The sequence below is a fragment of the Streptomyces sp. NPDC048671 genome, assembly GCF_055587045.1.
In genome coordinates, this window is the sequence record NZ_JBVJHB010000009.1 from 168,736 (window position 1) to 187,702 (window position 18,967).

The following is an 18,967-nucleotide window of genomic DNA, read 5'->3' on the forward strand; positions in this document are numbered from 1 at the left end:
TCTCTACTCCTCGGCAGTGCTGTTGTCGAGCCAGCCCATGGAGCGTTCCACAGCCTTGAGCCAGCTCTTGTACTCGCGGTCGCGGGTGTCCGCGTCCATGTGGGGGGTCCACTCGGCGGCCCGGCGCCAGTTGGCGCGCAGCGCGTCGGTGTCCGGCCAGAAGCCGACGGCCAGGCCGGCGGCGTAGGCGGCGCCGAGGCAGGTCGTCTCGGCGACCATGGGCCGCACCACGGGTGCGTCCAGGAAGTCGGCGAGCGTCTGCATCAGCAGGTTGTTGGAGGTCATGCCGCCGTCGACCTTGAGCGCGGTCAGCTCGACGCCGGAGTCCTTGGTCATGGCGTCGCTGATCTCGCGGGTCTGCCAGGCGGTGGCCTCCAGCACGGCACGGGCGATGTGCGCCTTGGTGACGTAGCGGGTGAGACCGGCGATGACTCCGCGGGCGTCGGGGCGCCAGTAGGGGGCGAACAGGCCGGAGAAGGCGGGCACGAAGTACGCGCCGCCGTTGTCCTCGACCGACGAGGCCAGGGTCTCGATCTCGGCGGCGGACTGGATCAGGCCCATCTGGTCGCGCATCCACTGCACCAGCGAACCGGTGACGGCGATCGACCCCTCCAGGGCGTAGACCGGCTTCTGCTCGCCGATCTGGTAGCCGACCGTGGTCAGCAGCCCGTTGTAGGAGTTGACGGGCGTCTCGCCGGTGTTCAGCAGCATGAAGGTGCCGGTGCCGTACGTGGACTTGGCCTCGCCCTCGGCGAAACAGGTCTGGCCGAACAGCGCGGCCTGCTGGTCACCGAGCGCGGAGGCGACCGGGACCCCGTCGAGCACGCCGCCCTTGGCATGCCCGTAGACCTCGGCCGAGGACCGGATCTCGGGCAGCACCGCGGCCGGAATGCCGATGGACGCGAGGATCTTGTCGTCCCACGCCATGTTGTGCAGGTTCATCAGGAGCGTGCGCGAGGCGTTGGTGACGTCGGTGACGTGCACGCCGCCCTCGGTGCCGCCGGTCAGGTTCCAGATGATCCAGGAGTCCATGGTGCCGAAGAGGATGTCGCCGCGCTCGGCGCGCTCGCGCAGTCCCTCGACGTTGTCGAGCAGCCAGCGGACCTTGGGCCCGGCGAAGTACGAGGCGAGCGGCAGCCCGGTCTCGCGGCGGAAGCGGTCCTGGCCCACGTTGCGGCCGAGCTCCTTGCAGAGCGCGTCGGTGCGGGTGTCCTGCCAGACGAGGGCGTTGTGGACGGGCTCACCGGTGCTCTTGTCCCACATCAGTGTGGTCTCGCGCTGGTTGGTGATGCCGATCGCCTTCACGTCGGCGGCGGTGATGCCCGCCTTGACGATGGCGCTCGCCACGACCTCCTGGACGTTCTCCCAGATCTCGGTCGCGTTGTGCTCGACCCAGCCCGGCTTCGGGAAGATCTGCTCGTGCTCCTTCTGGTCGACGGAGACGATCCGGCCGTCCTTGTCGAAGACGATGCAGCGGCTGGAGGTGGTGCCCTGGTCGATGGCCGCGATGAACGGCCCGGTTCCGTGGGTGCCGGTGGTAGGTGCGTCGGTCACGGTGTGCTCCCGGAAGGTCTGTGGGGTCTTGGGGTTACGGCGCGGGGCTCTGCGGCTCAGGCGAACGCGAGGTTGTAGAGCCCGCCCGCGAGCGCGCCGCCGATGAGGGGGCCGGCGACCGGGATCCAGGCGTAGCCCCAGTCGGAGCCGCCCTTGTTCGGCAGCGGAAGCAGCGCGTGCACGATACGCGGACCGAGGTCGCGAACCGGGTTGATCGCGTATCCCGTCGGGCCGCCGAGCGAGAGGCCGATGGCGACGACGACCAGGGCGGTGATCAGCGCGCCGAGCGCGCCGAGGCCGTTGCCGTTGTCGTTGAGGCCCTGGGTGAGGATCGCCAGGACGAGTACGACCGTGGCGATGATCTCGGTGACGACGTTCTGTACGACGTTGCGGATCTCGGGGCCCGTCGAGAAGATGCCGAGCACCGGTCCCGCTTTGGGGGCCGCCGCCGGGTCGACCATGCCCTCTTCACCCGTATGGGCCTTCAGGATCTCCGGATCCGTCAGATGTGCCCGGAACTGTCCGTAGTACGTCAGCCAGACCAGCACCGCGCCGATCATCGCGCCGAGGAGTTCGGAGGCGAGGTAGAGCGGTACGTCGCTCCACTTGGTGCCGCCCTCGATCGCCAGACCGATGGTGACGGCCGGGTTGAGATGCGCGCCGGACACGCCGCCCGCCAGATAAGCGCCGGTCAGGACCGCGAAACCCCACCCGAAGGTGACCGCGAGCCAGCCGGCGTTCTGTGCCTTCGAGTGCTTGAGCGTGACGGCGGCACAGACACCGGCGCCGAGCAGGATGAGCACGGCGGTACCTATGGTCTCGCCGATGAAGATGTCGGAGCTGGACACCCGCGACTCCTTTGTCCTTCGTCCAGGAAGCCGAACCCCGGGTCCCTCCGGTGGTCCGCGCCCTCATGTGAGGGCGTTACCGGCCCTTCGCACTGTCACACCCTAACGCTTGTTTCCGTCAGATGTTCGACAATGCCGACCGGTGAACGGCAGTGTTTCTCCCAGGTGAACGGGGCGTCAAGGGGTCTGTGGCCTACAACTCGATTGAGCCGCTCGCCGCCGATGATTCCGGCCGGGGCGTCGGAGCCGTCGGCCCGGCGGTCACCCGGCCGGCTCTCAGAAGCGCCTGGCGCCCAGATCGCGGGAGACCGCGCGGGCGCAGTCCCGTACCGCCGCGACGAGATCGGGCCGCAGCTCGCCGTCCGCGCAGAGCCGTTCCACCGCGCCGGTCACGGCCACGGCGCCGACCGGCATCCGGCGCCGGTCGTGGATCGGGGCGGCCACCGCGGCGACGCCCTCCCAGGTCTCCTCCATGTCGGCCGCCCAGCCGCGTGCGCGGATCAGGTCGAGCATCGACTCGAACTCCTCCGGATCGGTGACGGTGCGGGGCGTGAAGGACTGCCGCTCGGACTCCATGGCCTCCGTGTGCGCCACCGGGTCGTAGGCCGCCAGCACCTTGCCCAGGGCCGTGGAGTGCAGCGGCTGCATGGCCCCCACCTCCAGTACCTGCCGGCTGTCGTCGGGCCGGAAGACGTGATGGACGATGAGGACGCCCCGCTGGTGCAGGACGCCCAGATGGGCGCTCTCACCGCTGGAACGGGCCAGGTCGTCCGTCCAGACCAGCGCGCGGGCCCGCAGCTCGTGGACGTCCAGATAGCTGTTGCCCAGGCGCAGCAGCTCCGCGCCGAGCTGATAGCGGCCGGAGGCGGCGTCCTGCTCGACGAAGCCCTCGTGCTGGAGCGTGCGCAGGATGCCGTGCGCGGTGCCCTTGGCCAGCCCCAGCGAGGAGGAGATGTCGGAGAGTCCCAGTCGCCGCTCGCCGCCCGCCAGCAGCCGCAGCATCGCGGCCGCCCGTTCCAGCGACTGGATGTTCTTGGCCATCGCGCCGTACTCCTCCACTGTGGTTCGACAATGCTGAACAGTATCGGTCCATGCCGACCAGTGCTCCATCGCAGCAGAATTCTGCGGCACCCCACCCGGCCCGGACAGCCCCCTGAACAGCATGCGGTCCGATTCGTGGGACAGAGTGACGGCCCGGGACGCCGCCCGGCTACCCTGGCCGGGTGCGCCTTCCGCCGAAGCCGCAAAGCCGACAGCCGTCGCATCCCAGGGAGTACATCCATGGCCTCGTCGCCGACCCCTTCCGCTGACAGCCGGACCCGATCCGCAGCCCTCCGCGAGGCGCTCGCCACCCGTGTGGTGGTGGCCGACGGTGCCATGGGCACCATGCTCCAGGCACAGGACCCCACGCTTGAGGACTTCGAGAACCTCGAAGGCTGCAACGAGATCCTGAACCTCACCCGCCCCGACATCGTGCGTTCCGTGCACGAGGAGTACTTCGCGGTCGGTGTGGACTGCGTGGAGACGAACACCTTCGGCGCCAACACCGCGGCGCTCGGCGAGTACGACATCGCCGAGCGGGTCCACGAGCTGTCCGAGTCCGGCGCGCGCATCGCCCGCGAGGTCGCCGACGAGTTCACCGCCTCCACCGGACAGCAGCGCTGGGTGCTCGGCTCCATGGGGCCCGGGACGAAGCTGCCGACACTCGGCCACGCCCCGTACATGAAGCTCCGCGACGGATTCCAGGAGAACGCCGAGGGGCTGATCGCCGGTGGCGCGGACGCGCTCATCGTCGAGACGACCCAGGACCTCCTGCAGACCAAGGCCGGCATCCTGGGCGCGCGGCGCGCGCTGGAGGCCCTGGGCAGTGACCTGCCGCTGCTGGTCTCGCTGGCCTTCGAGACGACCGGGACGATGCTCCTCGGCTCGGAGATCGGCGCCGCCCTGACGGCCCTGGAGCCGCTCGGCGTCGACATGATCGGCCTGAACTGCTCGACCGGACCGGCCGAGATGAGCGAGCACCTGCGCTACCTCACACGCCACTCCCGCATCCCGCTGCTCTGCATGCCCAACGCCGGACTGCCGGTCCTGACCAAGGACGGCGCGCACTTCCCGCTCGGCCCCGAGGGACTCGCCGACGCCCAGGAGACGTTCGTCCAGGAGTACGGGCTCTCGCTGGTCGGCGGCTGCTGCGGTACGACCCCGGAGCACCTGCGCCAGGTCGTCGACCGGGTCCGGGGCTCCGCCCTCACCACCCGAGACCCGCGCCCCGAGCCGGGCGCCGCGTCGCTCTACCAGACGGTGCCGTTCCGCCAGGACACCTCGTACCTCGCGATCGGTGAGCGTACGAACGCCAACGGCTCCAGGAAGTTCCGCGAGGCCATGCTGGAAGCCCGCTGGGACGACTGCGTGGAGATGGCGCGCGACCAGATCCGCGAGGGCGCGCACATGCTCGACCTCTGCGTCGACTACGTGGGCCGCGACGGCGTCGCCGACATGGAGGAGCTGGCCGGCCGCTTCGCCACCGCCTCCACCCTCCCGCTCGTGCTCGACTCCACCGAGCTGCCCGTGCTGCGGGCCGGGCTGGAGAAGCTCGGCGGCCGCGCGGTCCTCAACTCGGTGAACTACGAGGACGGCGACGGGCCCGAGTCGCGGTTCGTGCAGGTCACCCGGCTGGCCGCCGAGCACGGTGCCGCGCTGATCGCGCTGACCATCGACGAGGAGGGCCAGGCCCGCACCGTCGAGCACAAGGTCGCCATCGCGGAGCGCCTCATCGAGGACCTGACCGGCAACTGGGGCATCCAGGAGTCGGACATCCTCATCGACTGCCTCACCTTCACCATCTGCACCGGCCAGGAGGAATCGCGGGGCGACGGCATCGCGACGATCGGGGCGATCCGCGAGCTGAAGAAGCGCCACCCCGACGTCCAGACCACGCTCGGACTGTCGAACATCTCCTTCGGCCTCAACCCGGCCGCCCGCGTCGTGCTCAACTCCGTCTTCCTCGACGAGTGCGTGAAGGCGGGCCTCGACTCCGCCATCGTGCACGCGTCGAAGATCCTGCCGATCGCCCGGCTGGAGGAGGAGCAGGCGAAGGTCGCGCACGACCTGATCTACGACCGCCGCTCCGAGGGCTACGACCCGCTGCAGAAGCTCATGGCGCTCTTCGACGGCGTCAACATGAAGTCGATGAAGGCCGGCAGGGCCGAGGAACTCCTCGCGCTGCCGCTCGACGAGCGCCTCCAGCGCCGCATCATCGACGGCGAGAAGAACGGCCTGGAGGCCGACCTCGACGAGGCGCTCCAGAGCCGCCCGGCCCTCGACATCGTCAACGACACCCTGCTGGAGGGCATGAAGGTCGTCGGCGAACTGTTCGGCTCGGGCCAGATGCAGCTGCCGTTCGTGCTCCAGTCCGCCGAGGTCATGAAGACCGCGGTGGCCCACCTGGAGCCGCACATGGAGAAGTCGGAAGCCGAGGGCAAGGGCACCATCGTCCTGGCCACCGTCCGCGGCGATGTCCACGACATCGGCAAGAACCTCGTCGACATCATCCTGTCGAACAACGGGTTCAACGTCGTCAACATCGGCATCAAGCAGCCCGTCTCCGCGATCCTGGACGCCGCCGAGGAGCACCGGGCCGACGTCATCGGGATGTCCGGCCTCCTGGTCAAGTCCACCGTGATCATGAAGGAGAACCTCCAGGAGCTGAACCAGCGCAAGCTGGCCGCCGTCTACCCGGTGATCCTCGGCGGCGCCGCCCTCACCCGCGCCTACGTGGAGCAGGACCTGCACGAGATCTACGAGGGCGAGGTCCGCTACGCCCGCGACGCCTTCGAGGGGCTGCGCCTGATGGACGCGCTCATCGCGGTCAAGCGCGGCGTGCCGGGCGCCACCCTGCCCGAGCTCAAGCAGCGCCGCGTGCCCAAGCGCGAGACCGTCGCACCCGAGCCCGAGGAGCCGGAGGAGGGCGTCCGCTCCGACGTGGCCGTCGACAACCCGGTCCCCACCCCGCCGTTCTGGGGCACCCGGGTCGTCAAGGGCATCCAGCTCAAGGAGTACGCCTCCTGGCTCGACGAGGGCGCCCTCTTCAAGGGCCAGTGGGGCCTCAAGCAGGCCCGCGCCGGTGACGGGCCGACGTACGAGGAACTGGCCGAGACCGAGGGCCGCCCGCACCTGCGCGGCTGGCTCGACAAGCTGCACACCGAGAACCTGCTGGAAGCCGCCGTCGTCTACGGCTACTTCCCCTGCGTCTCCAAGGGCGACGACCTGATCCTGCTGCACGAGGACGGCTCGGAGCGCACCCGCTTCACCTTCCCGCGCCAGCGCCGCGGGCGCCGCCTGTGCCTCGCGGACTTCTTCCGTCCGGAGGACTCCGGCGAGACGGACGTGATCGGCCTCCAGATCGTCACCGTCGGCTCCAGGATCGGCGGCGAGACCGCCAAGCTCTTCGAGGCCAACGCCTACCGGGACTACCTGGAGCTGCACGGGCTCTCCGTCCAGCTGGCCGAGGCGCTCGCCGAGTACTGGCACGCCCGGGTCCGCTCGGAGCTGGGCTTCGCCGGTGAGGACCCGGCCGAGGTCGAGGACATGTTCGCGCTGAAGTACCGGGGCGCGCGCTTCTCCCTCGGCTACGGCGCCTGCCCGGACCTGGAGGACCGGGCGAAGATCGCCGACCTGCTCCAGCCCGAGCGGATCGGCGTGCACCTGTCCGAGGAGTTCCAGCTCCACCCCGAGCAGTCCACGGACGCCATCGTCATCCACCACCCCGAGGCCAAGTACTTCAACGCGCGGTAGGACGCCGTTCAACGCGTGGTAGCGGGACGAGTCGTACACTGGTCGGTCCAGTGCAGGCCGGTCGCCTTCCCTCCGGGGAACGGTGGCCGGCCTTCTCGCCCCTCATGAAAGGTGTGCCGGATGACGAGTACGATCCCCGCGTCCTTGACCCGTACGGCCGAGGGTGCTGCCCTGCAGGCCGTGTTTCTCGACATGGACGGCACCCTGGTCGACACCGAGGGCTTCTGGTGGGACGTCGAGACGGAAGTCTTCGCGGACCTCGGGCACCGGCTGGACGAGGCGTGGCGGGAGGTGGTCGTCGGTGGACCGATGACCCGCAGCGCCGGATACCTGATCGACTCCACCGGCGCCGACATCACGCTCCCCGAGCTGACCGTGCTGCTCAACGACCGCTTCGAGAAGCGCATCGGCCTCGGCGTGCCGCTGATGCCGGGCGCGGCCCGGCTGCTCGCCGAGCTGGGCAGGCACGAGATCCCCACCGCCCTGGTCTCGGCCTCGCACCGGCGGATCATCGACCGGGTGCTGGACTCCGTGGGCCACCACCACTTCGCGCTGACCGTCGCGGGCGACGAGGTCACCCGGACGAAACCGCACCCGGAGCCGTATCTCGCCGCCGCGAGCGGCTTCGGCGCCGACCCGAGGCTCTGCGCGGTCATCGAGGACACCGCGACCGGGGTGGCCGCGGCGGAGGCGGCCGGGTGCCTTGTGGTCGCCGTGCCGTCGGTGTCACCGATCGCACCCGCCGCCGGCCGGGTCGTCGTGAGTTCTCTCGAAGAAGTCGATCTCGCATTTCTCAGGGGACTGGTCACGGGAATGCGTTGAACCGCATACCGAGAGTGCTTCTGTGAATGAACGGAAAAACTCTCGGCGTCGGAGCGTGCTTTTTCTGTCGTGCTCGTGTGTGCGCAAGCCGGGTTCATGTCAACACCCGAAAGTGTTCACCGAGAATTCTACTGCGTGACCTTCATCACCCTTTTGGCCGCCAATGCGTACGAGGGATTCGGTCGGCCGCCCCTTTTGGGGTGCCCATGTGTCCCGGTTCATGAATCCCTGTACGAATCATTCCGGTATCCGGGAATCGGCTCGTCACGCATTCCCGTCACCATCCCATTACGTACCGAGCGGCACCCGTCCCGCATTGCCGGCCGGGCGCACTAATGTCGTTTTCTCCACGACCGGGTGAGGGAGAACGTCCAGGATGAACCGTAAGACTCTGGTGCTGCCGGCCGTCGTCGGCCTGCTCGCGCCCGTACTCGCCGCCTGCGGCGCGTCGGACGGTGGAAGCGATGGCGGCGCCGCCATCGTTGTCGGCACCACGGACCAGTTCGCCGGCTCGAAGGACGCCCCCGCACCGCTCGACCCCGCCATCGGCTACGAGGCGGGTGTCTGGAACGTCCTGCGGCAGACCGTGCAGACACTGATGCACGTCCCGCGCGGCGGCGGCGAGCCGGTGCCCGAGGCCGCCGAGAGCTGCGCCTTCACGGACACGGAGAACGAGAGCTACCGCTGCAAGCTGCGCGGCGGCCTGGAATTCGCCGACGGGAGCGCGGTCACCGCCGAGGACGTCAAGTACTCCATCGACCGTGTCATCCGGATCAAGTCCACCAATGGGCCCGTCGCCCTGCTCGACAACATCGACACCATCGAGACCAAGGGCGACCGCGAGGTCGTATTCCACCTCCGGACCTCGGACGCGACCTTCCCCTACAAGCTCGCCACCCCGCCCGCCGGAATAGTCCAGTCGGACAAGTACCCGGCGGCCTCCCCGCGCGACGGATTCCAGGTGGACGGCTCCGGTCCGTACACGATGAAGCCGGAAGTGAAGAACGATCAGGTCGTGAAAGTCGTCTTCACGAAGAATCCCCATTACAAGGGGGATCTCAAGGTGCTCAACGACAAGGTCGAACTGGATCTCTTCCCCGACGCCACCGCCATGGGCAGGGCACTCGACGAGAAGAAGATCGACATGATGACCCGCACCATGTCGCCGAAGCAGTCGCAGAAGATGCTGGAGCACCCCAAGGACGGCATCAAGCTGACCGAGATGCCCGGCCTCGCCATCAGCTACCTCGGATTCGACACCAACGACCCCGCCGTGCGGAACAAGGCGGTCCGCCAGGCCATCGCCCAGGTCATCGACCGCGGCCAGATCGCGAGCGAGGTGTACGGCACCACGGCCGAACCCCTGTACTCGCTGATCCCGTCCGGCATCGCCGGGCACACCAACTCGTTCTTCAACAAGTACGGCGAGCCCAGCACGGCCAAGGCGACCAAGATCCTCAAGGACGCCGGGATCCGCACCCCGGTGAAGTTCACGCTGCACTACACGAGCGACCACTACGGCGACGCCACCGCGACCGAGTTCAGGACACTGCGCGAGCAGCTCAACGGCACCGGTCTGTTCGACGTGACCGTCCGGGGCACCCCCTGGGCGAAGTACCGTGCGGCCGAACTGCGCGGCGAGTACGCCGTCTACGGAATGGGCTGGTTCCCCGACTTCCCGGACCCGGACAACTACACGGCGCCCTTCCTCGGCAGGAACGACTTCCTCAACTCGCCCTACGAGTCGGCCGCCGCCCAGAAGACGCTCATCCCGCAGTCTCGCCGCGAGGCCGACCGCAGCGTCGCCGCCAGGACCTTCGAGCAGCTCCAGGACATCGTCGCCGAGGACGTCCCGGTCCTCCCGGTCTGGCAGGGCAAGCAGTACGTCGCCTCCCGCGACGGCCTCACCGGCGTGGAGTGGGCGGTCAACTCCTCCGCCGACCTCCAGCTCTGGGAGCTGGGGGCCGTCCAGTAGGCCGCGGCACAACCTGAGCCCCGGCCTGAGCCCCCGGCGCGGTCACTGGGCGCCGGGGCGCACCAGTCCGCTCTCATAGGCGTAGACGGCCGCCTGCACCCGGTCGCGCAGCCCCAGCTTCGTCAGTACATGCCCCACATGCGTCTTGACCGTCGTCTCACTGACGAACAGATCCGCGGCGATCTCCGCGTTCGACAGCCCACGCGCCACCAGCTTCAGAACCTCCACCTCGCGGTCCGTCAGCGTGTTCAGCGCGTCCGGCACCGGCTCCTCGCCGGACGGCAGATGGTCCGCGTACTTGTCCAGCAGCCGACGCGTGATACTCGGAGCGAGCATCGCCTCGCCACCCGCGACCACCCGGATCGCCTGCACCAGCTCATTGGCCGGGGCGTCCTTCAGCAGGAAGCCGCTCGCACCGGCACGCAGCGCCTCCACCACGTACTCGTCGAGATCGAACGTGGTGAGCACCAGCACCTTCGCCGGACCGTCCCGGCCCGGACCGGTGATCTGACGCGTCGCCTCGACCCCGTCCATCCGCGGCATCCGGATGTCCATCAGCACCACATCGGGCTGCAGCGCCCGCACCTGATCGAGAGCCTGGAGACCGTCACCGGCCTCGCCCACCACCGCGAGATCACCCTCCGCCTCCAGAATCATCCGGAAGCCGGTGCGCAGCAGCGGTTGGTCATCGACCAGCAGGACGCGGATTGCCACAGGATCTCCTCAAGGTCCTTCAAGGGCCACAGGCCGGCCGGCCTCAGCACGGACCGGGTCCATTCTGCCCTGGACGTCCTGCCCCGGCTCCGCCGGGCGTACCGACAGCGGATAGACCGGGGGAGTGCCACCGAATTCGGGACAGAGCGACTGATGGTCGCACCAGCCGCACAGCTTCGTCGGCCGCGGCCGCCACTCACCGGTCTCCGTGGCCAGCGAGATCGCCTCCCACAGGGCCAGCAGCTTGCGCTCCACCCGCTCCAGGTCAGCCACCACCGGGTCGTACGTCATCACGTCCCCGCTGCCGAGATAGACCAGCTGGAGCCTGCGCGGCACCACACCCTTGAGCCGCCAGATGACCAGCGCGTAGAACTTCATCTGGAACAGGGCGCCCTCCGCGTACTCCGGACGCGGCGCCTTCCCCGTCTTGTAGTCGACGATCCGGACATCGCCCGTCGGCGTCACGTCGATCCGGTCGATCACTCCGCGCAGCCGCAGCCCCGACTCCAGCTCCGTCTCGACGAACAGCTCGCGCTCGGCGGGCTCCAGCCGCGTCGGATCCTCCAGCGAGAACCAGCGCTCCACGAGCCGCTCCGCCTCCGACAGCCAGCGCGAGAGCCGCTCACCCCGCGGATCCTCGGCGAACAGCTCCGACAGCTCCGGCTTCGACTCCAGCAGCCGGTCCCACTGCGCCGGGATCAGCGCCGTGGCCCGGCCGGGGGTCCGCTCCGTCGCCGGATTGTCGAAGAGCCGCTCCAGCACCGCATGGACCAGCGTCCCCCGGGTAGCCGCCTCACTGGGCTTCTGCGGCAGCTTGTCGATGACCCGGAAGCGGTACAGCAGGGGACACTGCATGAAGTCACTCGCCCGCGACGGGGAAAGGGACGAGGGCGGCTGAGGCGGCCGCGGCACTGAGGTCATGACGAAGACCCTACGACCCGCCACTGACAACAACCGGCATACCATCGACCACAGACCCCAGAACACTGCATGATCGTGCCGGACGGCACCGACCGAAGGGACCTCGTGGACGAGAGCGGCAACAGCGGGCGGCCGCAGCCCGGCGCAGGCGCAGGGGGAACAGACCCCGGCACCGGCCCCGACAAGGGCAAACCGGGGCGCCGCGAAGAGCCCGGAGGCGGCATCCTCATGGGCCGCCCCTTCGGGGTGCCGGTCTACGTCGCACCGAGCTGGTTCCTCGTCGCGGCCCTGATCACCTGGGTCTTCGGCGGCCAGCTCGACCGGGTCCTGCCCGGCCTGGGCGCGGCACGTTACCTCGTCGCGCTCTTCTTCGCCATCGCCTTCTACGCCTCCGTACTCGTCCACGAACTCGCACACACCGTGGTCGCGCTGCACTACAAGCTCCCGGTGCGCCGCATCCAGCTCCAGTTCTTCGGCGGCGTCTCCGAGATCGAGAAGGAATCCGAGACCCCCGGCCGCGAATTCGTCCTCGCCTTCGTCGGCCCGCTGCTCTCCCTCGTCCTGGCCGGCGTCTTCTACATCCCGCTGAACTTCGTCGAGCGCGGCACCGTCCCCGGCGTCCTCCTCGGCGGGCTGATGATCTCCAACCTCATCGTCGCCGTCTTCAACCTGCTGCCCGGCCTCCCGCTCGACGGCGGCCGGATGCTCCGCGCCGTCGTCTGGAAGATCACCGGCCGCCCGATGAGCGGCACCGTCGCAGCCGCCTGGGTCGGCCGCGCCCTCGCCGTCATCACCCTCATCGGCCTTCCCCTCCTCACCCGGACCGGGTCGTTCGGCAACAACACCGACGACCTCAGCGGCATGGACACCGTCATCGACGCCCTGCTCGCCGCGGTCCTCGCCGCCATCATCTGGACCGGAGCCGGCAACAGCCTGCGCATGGCCCGGCTGCGCGAGCACCTCCCCGACCTGCGCGCCCGCGCCCTCACCCGGCGCGCCGTACCGGTCGAGGCGGCCACCCCGCTCTCCGAGGCGCTGCGCCGGGCCAACGAGGCCGGCGCCCGCGCCCTCGTCGTCGTCGACGGAAACGGCGACCCCAAGGCCGTCGTCCGCGAGGCCGCCATCGTCTCCGTCCCCGAGCACCGCCGCCCCTGGGTCGCCGTCAGCGGCCTCGCCCAGGACCTCACCGACGACATGAAGGTCCCCGCCGAGCTGGCCGGCGAAGCCCTCCTGGACCGGCTCAAGGCCAGCCCCGCCACCGAGTACCTCGTCGTCGAGGACACCGGCGAGATCTACGGGGTGCTGTCCACGGCCGACGTGGAACGGGCGTTCGTCGCCGCCATGGCCCGGCCCGCCGTCTGAGCCCCGTCCCTGTCCCGGCAGGCGGTCGGAGCGCACGGAAACACCGGTACGCTGGTCACATGTCTGAACCGACCGGTGCCGCCCGCCGACGTGGGCCCTTCAAAGTCGGGGACCAGGTCCAGCTCACCGATCCCAAGGGACGCCACTACACCTTCACGCTCGAAGCCGGAAAGAACTTCCACACCCACAAGGGTTCTTTCTCGCACGACGAGCTGATCGGTGCTCCCGAGGGCAGTGTTGTCCGTACCACGGGGAACGTCGTCTATCTCGCGCTGCGTCCCCTGCTCCCCGACTACGTCCTGTCCATGCCCCGCGGCGCCGCCGTGGTCTACCCCAAGGACGCGGGGCAGATCCTGGCCTTCGGCGACATCTTCCCCGGCGCCCGTGTCGTGGAGGCCGGCGTGGGATCCGGCGCCCTCTCCACCTTCCTGCTCCGCGCCATCGGCGAGCAGGGCATGCTGCACTCCTACGAGCGCCGCGAGGACTTCGCCGAGATCGCCCAGCAGAACGTCGAGCGCTACTTCGGCAGTCCGCACCCCGCCTGGGAGCTCACCATCGGTGACCTCCAGGACAACCTGACGGACACCGACGTCGACCGCGTCGTCCTGGACATGCTCGCGCCCTGGGAGTGCCTGGACGCCGTCTCCAAGGCGCTCGTCCCGGGCGGCATCCTCTGCGCGTACGTCGCGACCACCACCCAGCTCTCCCGGACGGTCGAGTCCATCCGGGAGATCGGCTGCTTCGCGGAACCGCAGCCCTGGGAGTCGATGATCCGCAACTGGCACGTCGAGGGCCTCGCCGTCCGCCCGGACCACCGGATGATCGGCCACACCGGCTTCCTCGTCACCGCCCGCCGGCTGGCCGACGGGGTCCAGGCCCCGCCGCGCCGCCGCCGCCCCTCCAAGGGGGCCTACGGCGACGACTACGACGGTCCCGGCAGCCAGAGCGGCCCCGCCCGCGACTGACCCGCCGCAACGCACCGGCGCCGCCGCCGAGTTCCCGGACCGACCCGGGAACTCGGCGGCGGCGCCTTTTCGTTGTGCCCGGTACCGGCGCACCGGGCACACAATCCGTAACGACCCCACCGTTCCGCTGGTGTGTGAGGTGTGGCACGATGCTGGCCACCCCCCACCCAGCCGCCGACGCCCTGCCGACGGCACTGCCCCTCAGGCATTCCGCACCAAAGGAACCACAGGAGACATCCCGCGTGCAGACCTCCGCGCTCCCGGACCTCGCGCACACCGACACCACGACGATGCACTGGATCGCCACCGCGGCGGCCATGGCCGCCGTTGTCGCGGCGGCCGGCCTGCTCCAGCCCGGCAGCGCCGCCTCGGCCTCCACCACGCCCCACCGCACCGCGGTGCAGCACGGCACGGCGACCGTCGCCCCGCCCGATCCGGACCGCGCGGTGTTCCCGCTGGAATGCGACGGCACGGGCAACACGGTCGCCAAACAGGTCCCCGGCGACCTCGACGGAGACGGCCGTCCGGAAACCGTCGCGGTCGTCCACTGCACGGCCGGACTCGGCACCCCGCCCAGCGGCGTCTACGTCCTCACACAGGGAAGCGGGGCCGCACCCAGGATCGTCGCGACCCTGGTGGACCCCGCCCAGAAGATGAGCGTCGGCGACTTCACGGTGCGTGACGGCGTCGTCGCCGCCACGCTCCTCGGCTATTCCTCGGCCGAGATCCCGTCCTGCTGCCCCGACCAGCAGGAGAAGGTCACCTGGCAGTGGCAGAACGGGGCCTTCGTACGGAGCAGCCAGTCCGACGACTCCACCGGCGGCAGCGTCTGAGCGGATCACCCCGCGCGGCCGCCGGCCCCCGGGACCGCGGTCAGGCGGCCTCGGGTCCGAAGACCTCGACCCTGTCCGAAACGCGTCGTACATGAATGCAGTCGCCCGGACACTCCTTCGCCGAGTCGACCACGTCCTGGAGGATCGGCAGCGGCACCGGAGTGGTCGCCCCCTTGTCCTGCAGCAGCTCGTCCCCGGCGCTCTTCACATAGGCGAGCCCGTCGATGTCCAGCTCGAAGACCTCGGGCGCGTACTGCACACAGATGCCGTCCCCCGTACAGAGGTCCTGGTCGATCCAGACCTCCAGGTCCTGCGTCTCGCTGCCGGTGGGAGCGTCCTGCTGCGCGGTCATTTCGCCTGCCGTTTCCTGCGTATCCGAACCAAAAAAAGCCAGCCCTGACGGGTGTTGAACACTTCGACGATACAACCGGCCGCTTTCCGATGTTGAAGGGTGGGTATTCCCCTGACACGAGGGAGAGCGCAAGGGTGAAGATCGGACACACCCCACAGTCTTTGTGATCTAGGGGTTTCAATCATCACCCACCCAGGTAGGGTCAGGAAGCGTCCAGCTCCCCTTGGAGGAGGTGAGGACCGTGGCAGCCCACGACGACGACATCAACCGCGGCATCCGGCCCGCGCGGGGGTCAGATGACCCAGCCGGCCAGGTCGCCTATCTCGAGCAGGAAATCGCCGTCCTGCGACGTAAGCTCGCCGACTCTCCGCGCCATACGAGGATTCTCGAAGAGCGGATCGTCGAGTTCCAGACCAATCTCGCGGGCGTGTCCGCTCAGAACGAGCGGCTCGCCAACACACTCCGCGAGGCCCGCGACCAGATCGTGGCCCTCAAGGAAGAGGTCGACCGGCTGGCACAGCCACCGGCCGGTTTCGGTGTGTTCCTGCAAGCCAACGAGGACGGTACCTGCGACATCTTCACCGGGGGCCGCAAGCTCCGGGTGAACGTCAGTCCCAGCGTCGAGCTCGACGACCTCCGGCGCGGCCAGGAAGTCATGCTCAACGAAGCGCTCAACGTGGTCGACGCCATGGAATTCGAGCGGGCCGGGGACATCGTCACCCTCAAGGAGATCCTTGAGGACGGCGAACGAGCCCTGGTGGTCGGGCACACCGACGAGGAACGGGTGGTGCGGCTCGCCGAGCCCTTGCTGGACATCACCATCCGGCCCGGCGACGCCCTGCTGCTCGAACCCAGGTCCGGCTACGTCTACGAAGTCGTTCCCAAGAGCGAGGTCGAAGAGCTCGTCCTCGAAGAAGTCCCGGACATCGACTACGACAAGATCGGCGGACTGGGCGACCAGATCGAGCTGATCCGGGACGCGGTCGAGCTCCCCTATCTGCACCCAGACCTCTTCAAGGAACACGAGCTGCGGCCACCGAAGGGCATCCTGCTCTACGGCCCGCCCGGCTGCGGCAAGACACTCATCGCCAAGGCCGTCGCCAACTCCCTCGCGAAGAAGGTCGCCGAGGTCACCGGCCAGCCCACCGGCAAGAGCTACTTCCTCAACATCAAGGGCCCCGAACTCCTCAACAAGTACGTCGGTGAGACCGAGCGCCACATCCGCCTGGTCTTCCAGCGTGCCCGCGAGAAGGCGAGTGAGGGCACCCCCGTCATCGTCTTCTTCGACGAGATGGAGTCCCTCTTCCGTACCCGGGGATCCGGCGTCAGCTCGGACGTGGAGAACACCATCGTCCCCCAGCTGCTCGCCGAGATCGACGGCGTCGAGGGCCTGGAGAACGTCATCGTCATCGGCGCCTCCAACCGCGAGGACATGATCGACCCCGCGATCCTGCGACCCGGCCGTCTCGATGTGAAGATCAAGATCGAGCGTCCGGACGCGGAGGCCGCGAAGGACATCTTCGCGAAGTACCTCACGCCTTCGCTGCCCCTGCACGCGGACGACCTCGCCGAGCACACCGGCTCCAGGGAAGCCGCCGCGCACGCCATGATCCAGTCGGTCGTCGAGCGGATGTACACCGAGTCCGAGGAGAACCGCTTCCTCGAGGTCACGTACGCCAACGGCGACAAGGAAGTCCTGTACTTCAAGGACTTCAACTCCGGCGCGATGATCCAGAACATCGTCGACCGGGCCAAGAAGATGGCCATCAAGGCCTTCCTCGACCAGGGCCAGAAGGGCCTTCGCGTCTCCCATCTCCTCCAGGCCTGTGTGGACGAGTTCAAGGAGAACGAGGACCTGCCGAACACCACCAACCCGGACGACTGGGCCAGGATCTCCGGCAAGAAGGGTGAGCGGATCGTCTTCATCCGCACACTCGTCACCGGAAAGCAGGGCGCGGACACCGGGCGGTCCATCGACACGGTGGCGAACACCGGCCAGTACCTGTAGAACGCGGACGGCTGCGGATGCCCGGCCGGGCATCCGCAGCCGGTTGCTTTCCGGACAGCTCCGACGACACCACAGCAATGACGTGATTGATCTCCCCACCAGCACAGAGGCGCTCTAGGCTCTTGCGTACCGCCCGGTCGCGCAGTGCGGGTACGGGCAAACCGCGCACGCACCGGACAAGCAGCGGTACTTGAGCGCCGCTCCCGGAAGGGAGCGCCGCCGGGCAAGGAGGGCCGCATGACCGTACGGCGAGTAATGGGCATCGAGACCGAGTACGGGATCTCCGTGCCCGGCCACCCCAACGCCAATGCCATGCTCACCTCGTCCCAGATCGTCAACGCCTACGCGGCGGCGATGCACCGGGCGCGCCGCGCCCGCTGGGACTTCGAGGAGGAGAACCCGCTGCGTGACGCGCGAGGTTTCGACCTCGCCCGCGAGACCGCCGACTCCAGCCAGCTCACGGACGAGGACATCGGCCTGGCCAATGTCATCCTCACCAACGGGGCACGGCTCTACGTCGACCACGCACACCCCGAGTACAGCTCCCCGGAGATCACCAACCCCAGGGACGCCGTCCTCTGGGACAAGGCCGGCGAGCGCATCATGGCCGAGGCCGCCGAACGCGCGGCCCAGCTGCCGGGCGCCCAGCCGATCCACCTCTACAAGAACAACACCGACAACAAGGGCGCCTCGTACGGGACGCACGAGAACTATCTGATGAAGCGGGAGACCCCGTTCTCGGACATCGTGCGCCATCTGACCCCGTTCTTCGTCTCGCGCCAGGTCTTCACCGGAGCGGGACGGGTCGGAATCGGCCAGGACGGCCACGAGCACGGCTTCCAGATCAGCCAGCGCGCCGACTACTTCGAGGTCGAGGTCGGCCTGGAGACCACGCTCAAGCGCCCGATCATCAACACCCGCGACGAGCCCCATTCGGACGCCGAGAAATACCGCCGGCTGCATGTGATCATCGGCGACGCGAATCTCTCGGAGATCTCCACCTATCTCAAGCTGGGCACCACCTCGCTGGTCCTCTCCATGATCGAGGACGGCTTCATCAATGTCGACCTGGCCGTCGACCAGCCGGTGCGCACGCTGCACCAGGTCTCCCACGACCCGGATCTCCAGCAGCTGGTCACGCTGCGCAGCGGGCGGACACTCACCGCTGTGCAGCTCCAGATGGAGTACTTCGAGCTCGGCCGCAAGTACGTCGAGGAGCGGTACGGGGCGGACGCCGACGAGCAGACCAAGGACATCCTGATCCGCTGGGAGGACACGCTCAACCGGCTGGAGACCGATCCGATGAGCCTGTCGGGCGAGCTGGACTGGATCGCCAAGCGGGAGCTCATGGAGGGCTACCGCCGCCGCGACAACCTCGACTGGGACGCGCCCCGCCTGCATCTGGTGGACCTCCAGTACGCCGACGTACGCGCCGACAAGGGCCTGTACAACCGCCTGGCGGCCCGCGGCAGGATCAAGCGCCTGCTGGACGAGAACGAGGTCGAGCAGGCCCGTACAGCGCCTCCGGAGGACACCAGGGCGTATTTCCGCGGCCGCTGCCTGGAGCAGTACGCGGACGACGTCGCGGCGGCCTCCTGGGATTCGGTCATCTTCGACCTTCCGGGTCACGACTCGTTGCAGCGGGTACCCACCATGGAGCCGCTCCGGGGCACCCGTGAGCACGTCAAGGACCTCCTGGACCGCTGTCGTACCGCGGAAGAGCTGGTCCGGGTGCTGTCGGGCGGCTGAAAGGGCCGCGGGCTGGGAATCATTCCGATGACCTCCGGACGTTGAGACAAGTACCGGGCCAATGTCGGAC

At 68.8% G+C, this 18,967-nt stretch carries 14 protein-coding genes; 8 read left to right on the forward strand and 6 right to left on the reverse strand.

Going from position 1 to position 18,967, the window contains the following annotated elements; genetic code table 11:
* Positions 1 to 3: 3 nt before the first annotated feature.
* The 3 genes from glpK to ACZ6S6_RS19685 all read right to left on the reverse strand — a co-directional run bounded on the left by glpK (position 4) and on the right by ACZ6S6_RS19685 (position 3,443).
* Entirely contained in the window at positions 4 to 1,554 is a 1,551-nt protein-coding gene (gene glpK / locus ACZ6S6_RS19675; RefSeq protein WP_469706375.1) for a glycerol kinase GlpK, read from the reverse strand.
* A gap of 56 nt (positions 1,555 to 1,610) precedes the next feature.
* Positions 1,611 to 2,402, reverse strand: a complete 792-nt coding sequence (locus ACZ6S6_RS19680; protein WP_362956274.1) for an MIP/aquaporin family protein — start codon at positions 2,400 to 2,402, stop codon at positions 1,611 to 1,613.
* Between the two features lie 276 nt (positions 2,403 to 2,678).
* On the reverse strand, positions 2,679 to 3,443 hold the full coding sequence (locus ACZ6S6_RS19685) for an IclR family transcriptional regulator (RefSeq protein ID WP_362956271.1): 765 nt from the start codon (positions 3,441 to 3,443) through the stop codon (positions 2,679 to 2,681).
* Positions 3,444 to 3,683: 240 nt separating this feature from the next.
* On the opposite strand from ACZ6S6_RS19685, the gene metH reads away from it, so the two are divergent.
* From metH to ACZ6S6_RS19700, 3 genes are all read left to right on the forward strand, one after another.
* Positions 3,684 to 7,196, forward strand: a complete 3,513-nt coding sequence (metH, locus tag ACZ6S6_RS19690; RefSeq protein WP_362956268.1) for a methionine synthase — start codon at positions 3,684 to 3,686, stop codon at positions 7,194 to 7,196.
* 120 nt (positions 7,197 to 7,316) lie between these two features.
* Positions 7,317 to 8,018, forward strand: coding sequence for an HAD family hydrolase (locus ACZ6S6_RS19695; RefSeq protein ID WP_469706376.1), 702 nt, complete (start codon positions 7,317 to 7,319; stop codon positions 8,016 to 8,018).
* Between the two features lie 376 nt (positions 8,019 to 8,394).
* Positions 8,395 to 9,993 carry an ABC transporter substrate-binding protein gene (locus ACZ6S6_RS19700; RefSeq protein WP_469706377.1) on the forward strand — a complete coding sequence of 533 codons (1,599 nt, stop codon included), beginning with the start codon at positions 8,395 to 8,397 and terminating at the stop codon, positions 9,991 to 9,993.
* Between the two features lie 42 nt (positions 9,994 to 10,035).
* On the opposite strand, the gene ACZ6S6_RS19705 is transcribed toward ACZ6S6_RS19700, so the two are convergent.
* Together ACZ6S6_RS19705 and ACZ6S6_RS19710 are read right to left on the reverse strand one after the other, a co-directional pair.
* Positions 10,036 to 10,707 carry a response regulator gene (locus tag ACZ6S6_RS19705; RefSeq protein ID WP_123468692.1) on the reverse strand — a complete coding sequence of 224 codons (672 nt, stop codon included), beginning with the start codon at positions 10,705 to 10,707 and terminating at the stop codon, positions 10,036 to 10,038.
* A 9-nt stretch (positions 10,708 to 10,716) separates the two neighbouring features.
* Positions 10,717 to 11,562, reverse strand: coding sequence for a RecB family exonuclease (locus ACZ6S6_RS19710; protein WP_362956258.1), 846 nt, complete (start codon positions 11,560 to 11,562; stop codon positions 10,717 to 10,719).
* A gap of 171 nt (positions 11,563 to 11,733) precedes the next feature.
* Here ACZ6S6_RS19710 and ACZ6S6_RS19715 point away from each other — a divergent pair, with 171 nt between their 5' ends.
* The 3 genes from ACZ6S6_RS19715 (at position 11,734) to ACZ6S6_RS19725 (ending at position 14,788) form a co-directional block, all read left to right on the forward strand.
* Entirely contained in the window at positions 11,734 to 12,990 is a 1,257-nt protein-coding gene (locus ACZ6S6_RS19715; RefSeq protein ID WP_469706516.1) for a site-2 protease family protein, read from the forward strand.
* Between the two features lie 59 nt (positions 12,991 to 13,049).
* The gene (locus tag ACZ6S6_RS19720; RefSeq protein ID WP_362956256.1) at positions 13,050 to 13,955 is read left to right on the forward strand and encodes a tRNA (adenine-N1)-methyltransferase; all 906 of its coding nucleotides are present in this window, start codon (positions 13,050 to 13,052) and stop codon (positions 13,953 to 13,955) included.
* A 242-nt stretch (positions 13,956 to 14,197) separates the two neighbouring features.
* Entirely contained in the window at positions 14,198 to 14,788 is a 591-nt protein-coding gene (locus ACZ6S6_RS19725; RefSeq protein ID WP_362956254.1) for a hypothetical protein, read from the forward strand.
* A 40-nt stretch (positions 14,789 to 14,828) separates the two neighbouring features.
* Here ACZ6S6_RS19725 and ACZ6S6_RS19730 read toward each other — a convergent pair whose 3' ends face one another.
* On the reverse strand, positions 14,829 to 15,140 hold the full coding sequence (locus ACZ6S6_RS19730) for a ferredoxin (protein ID WP_363074451.1): 312 nt from the start codon (positions 15,138 to 15,140) through the stop codon (positions 14,829 to 14,831).
* Between the two features lie 241 nt (positions 15,141 to 15,381).
* Here ACZ6S6_RS19730 and arc point away from each other — a divergent pair, with 241 nt between their 5' ends.
* Both arc and dop read left to right on the forward strand, forming a co-directional pair.
* On the forward strand, positions 15,382 to 17,148 hold the full coding sequence (arc, locus tag ACZ6S6_RS19735; RefSeq protein ID WP_362956248.1) for a proteasome ATPase: 1,767 nt from the start codon (positions 15,382 to 15,384) through the stop codon (positions 17,146 to 17,148).
* Between the two features lie 237 nt (positions 17,149 to 17,385).
* Positions 17,386 to 18,897 (forward strand): depupylase/deamidase Dop, encoded by a 1,512-nt coding sequence (gene dop, locus ACZ6S6_RS19740; protein WP_469706378.1) that lies wholly within the window; start codon positions 17,386 to 17,388, stop codon positions 18,895 to 18,897.
* The last annotated feature ends 70 nt before the right edge of the window (positions 18,898 to 18,967 follow it).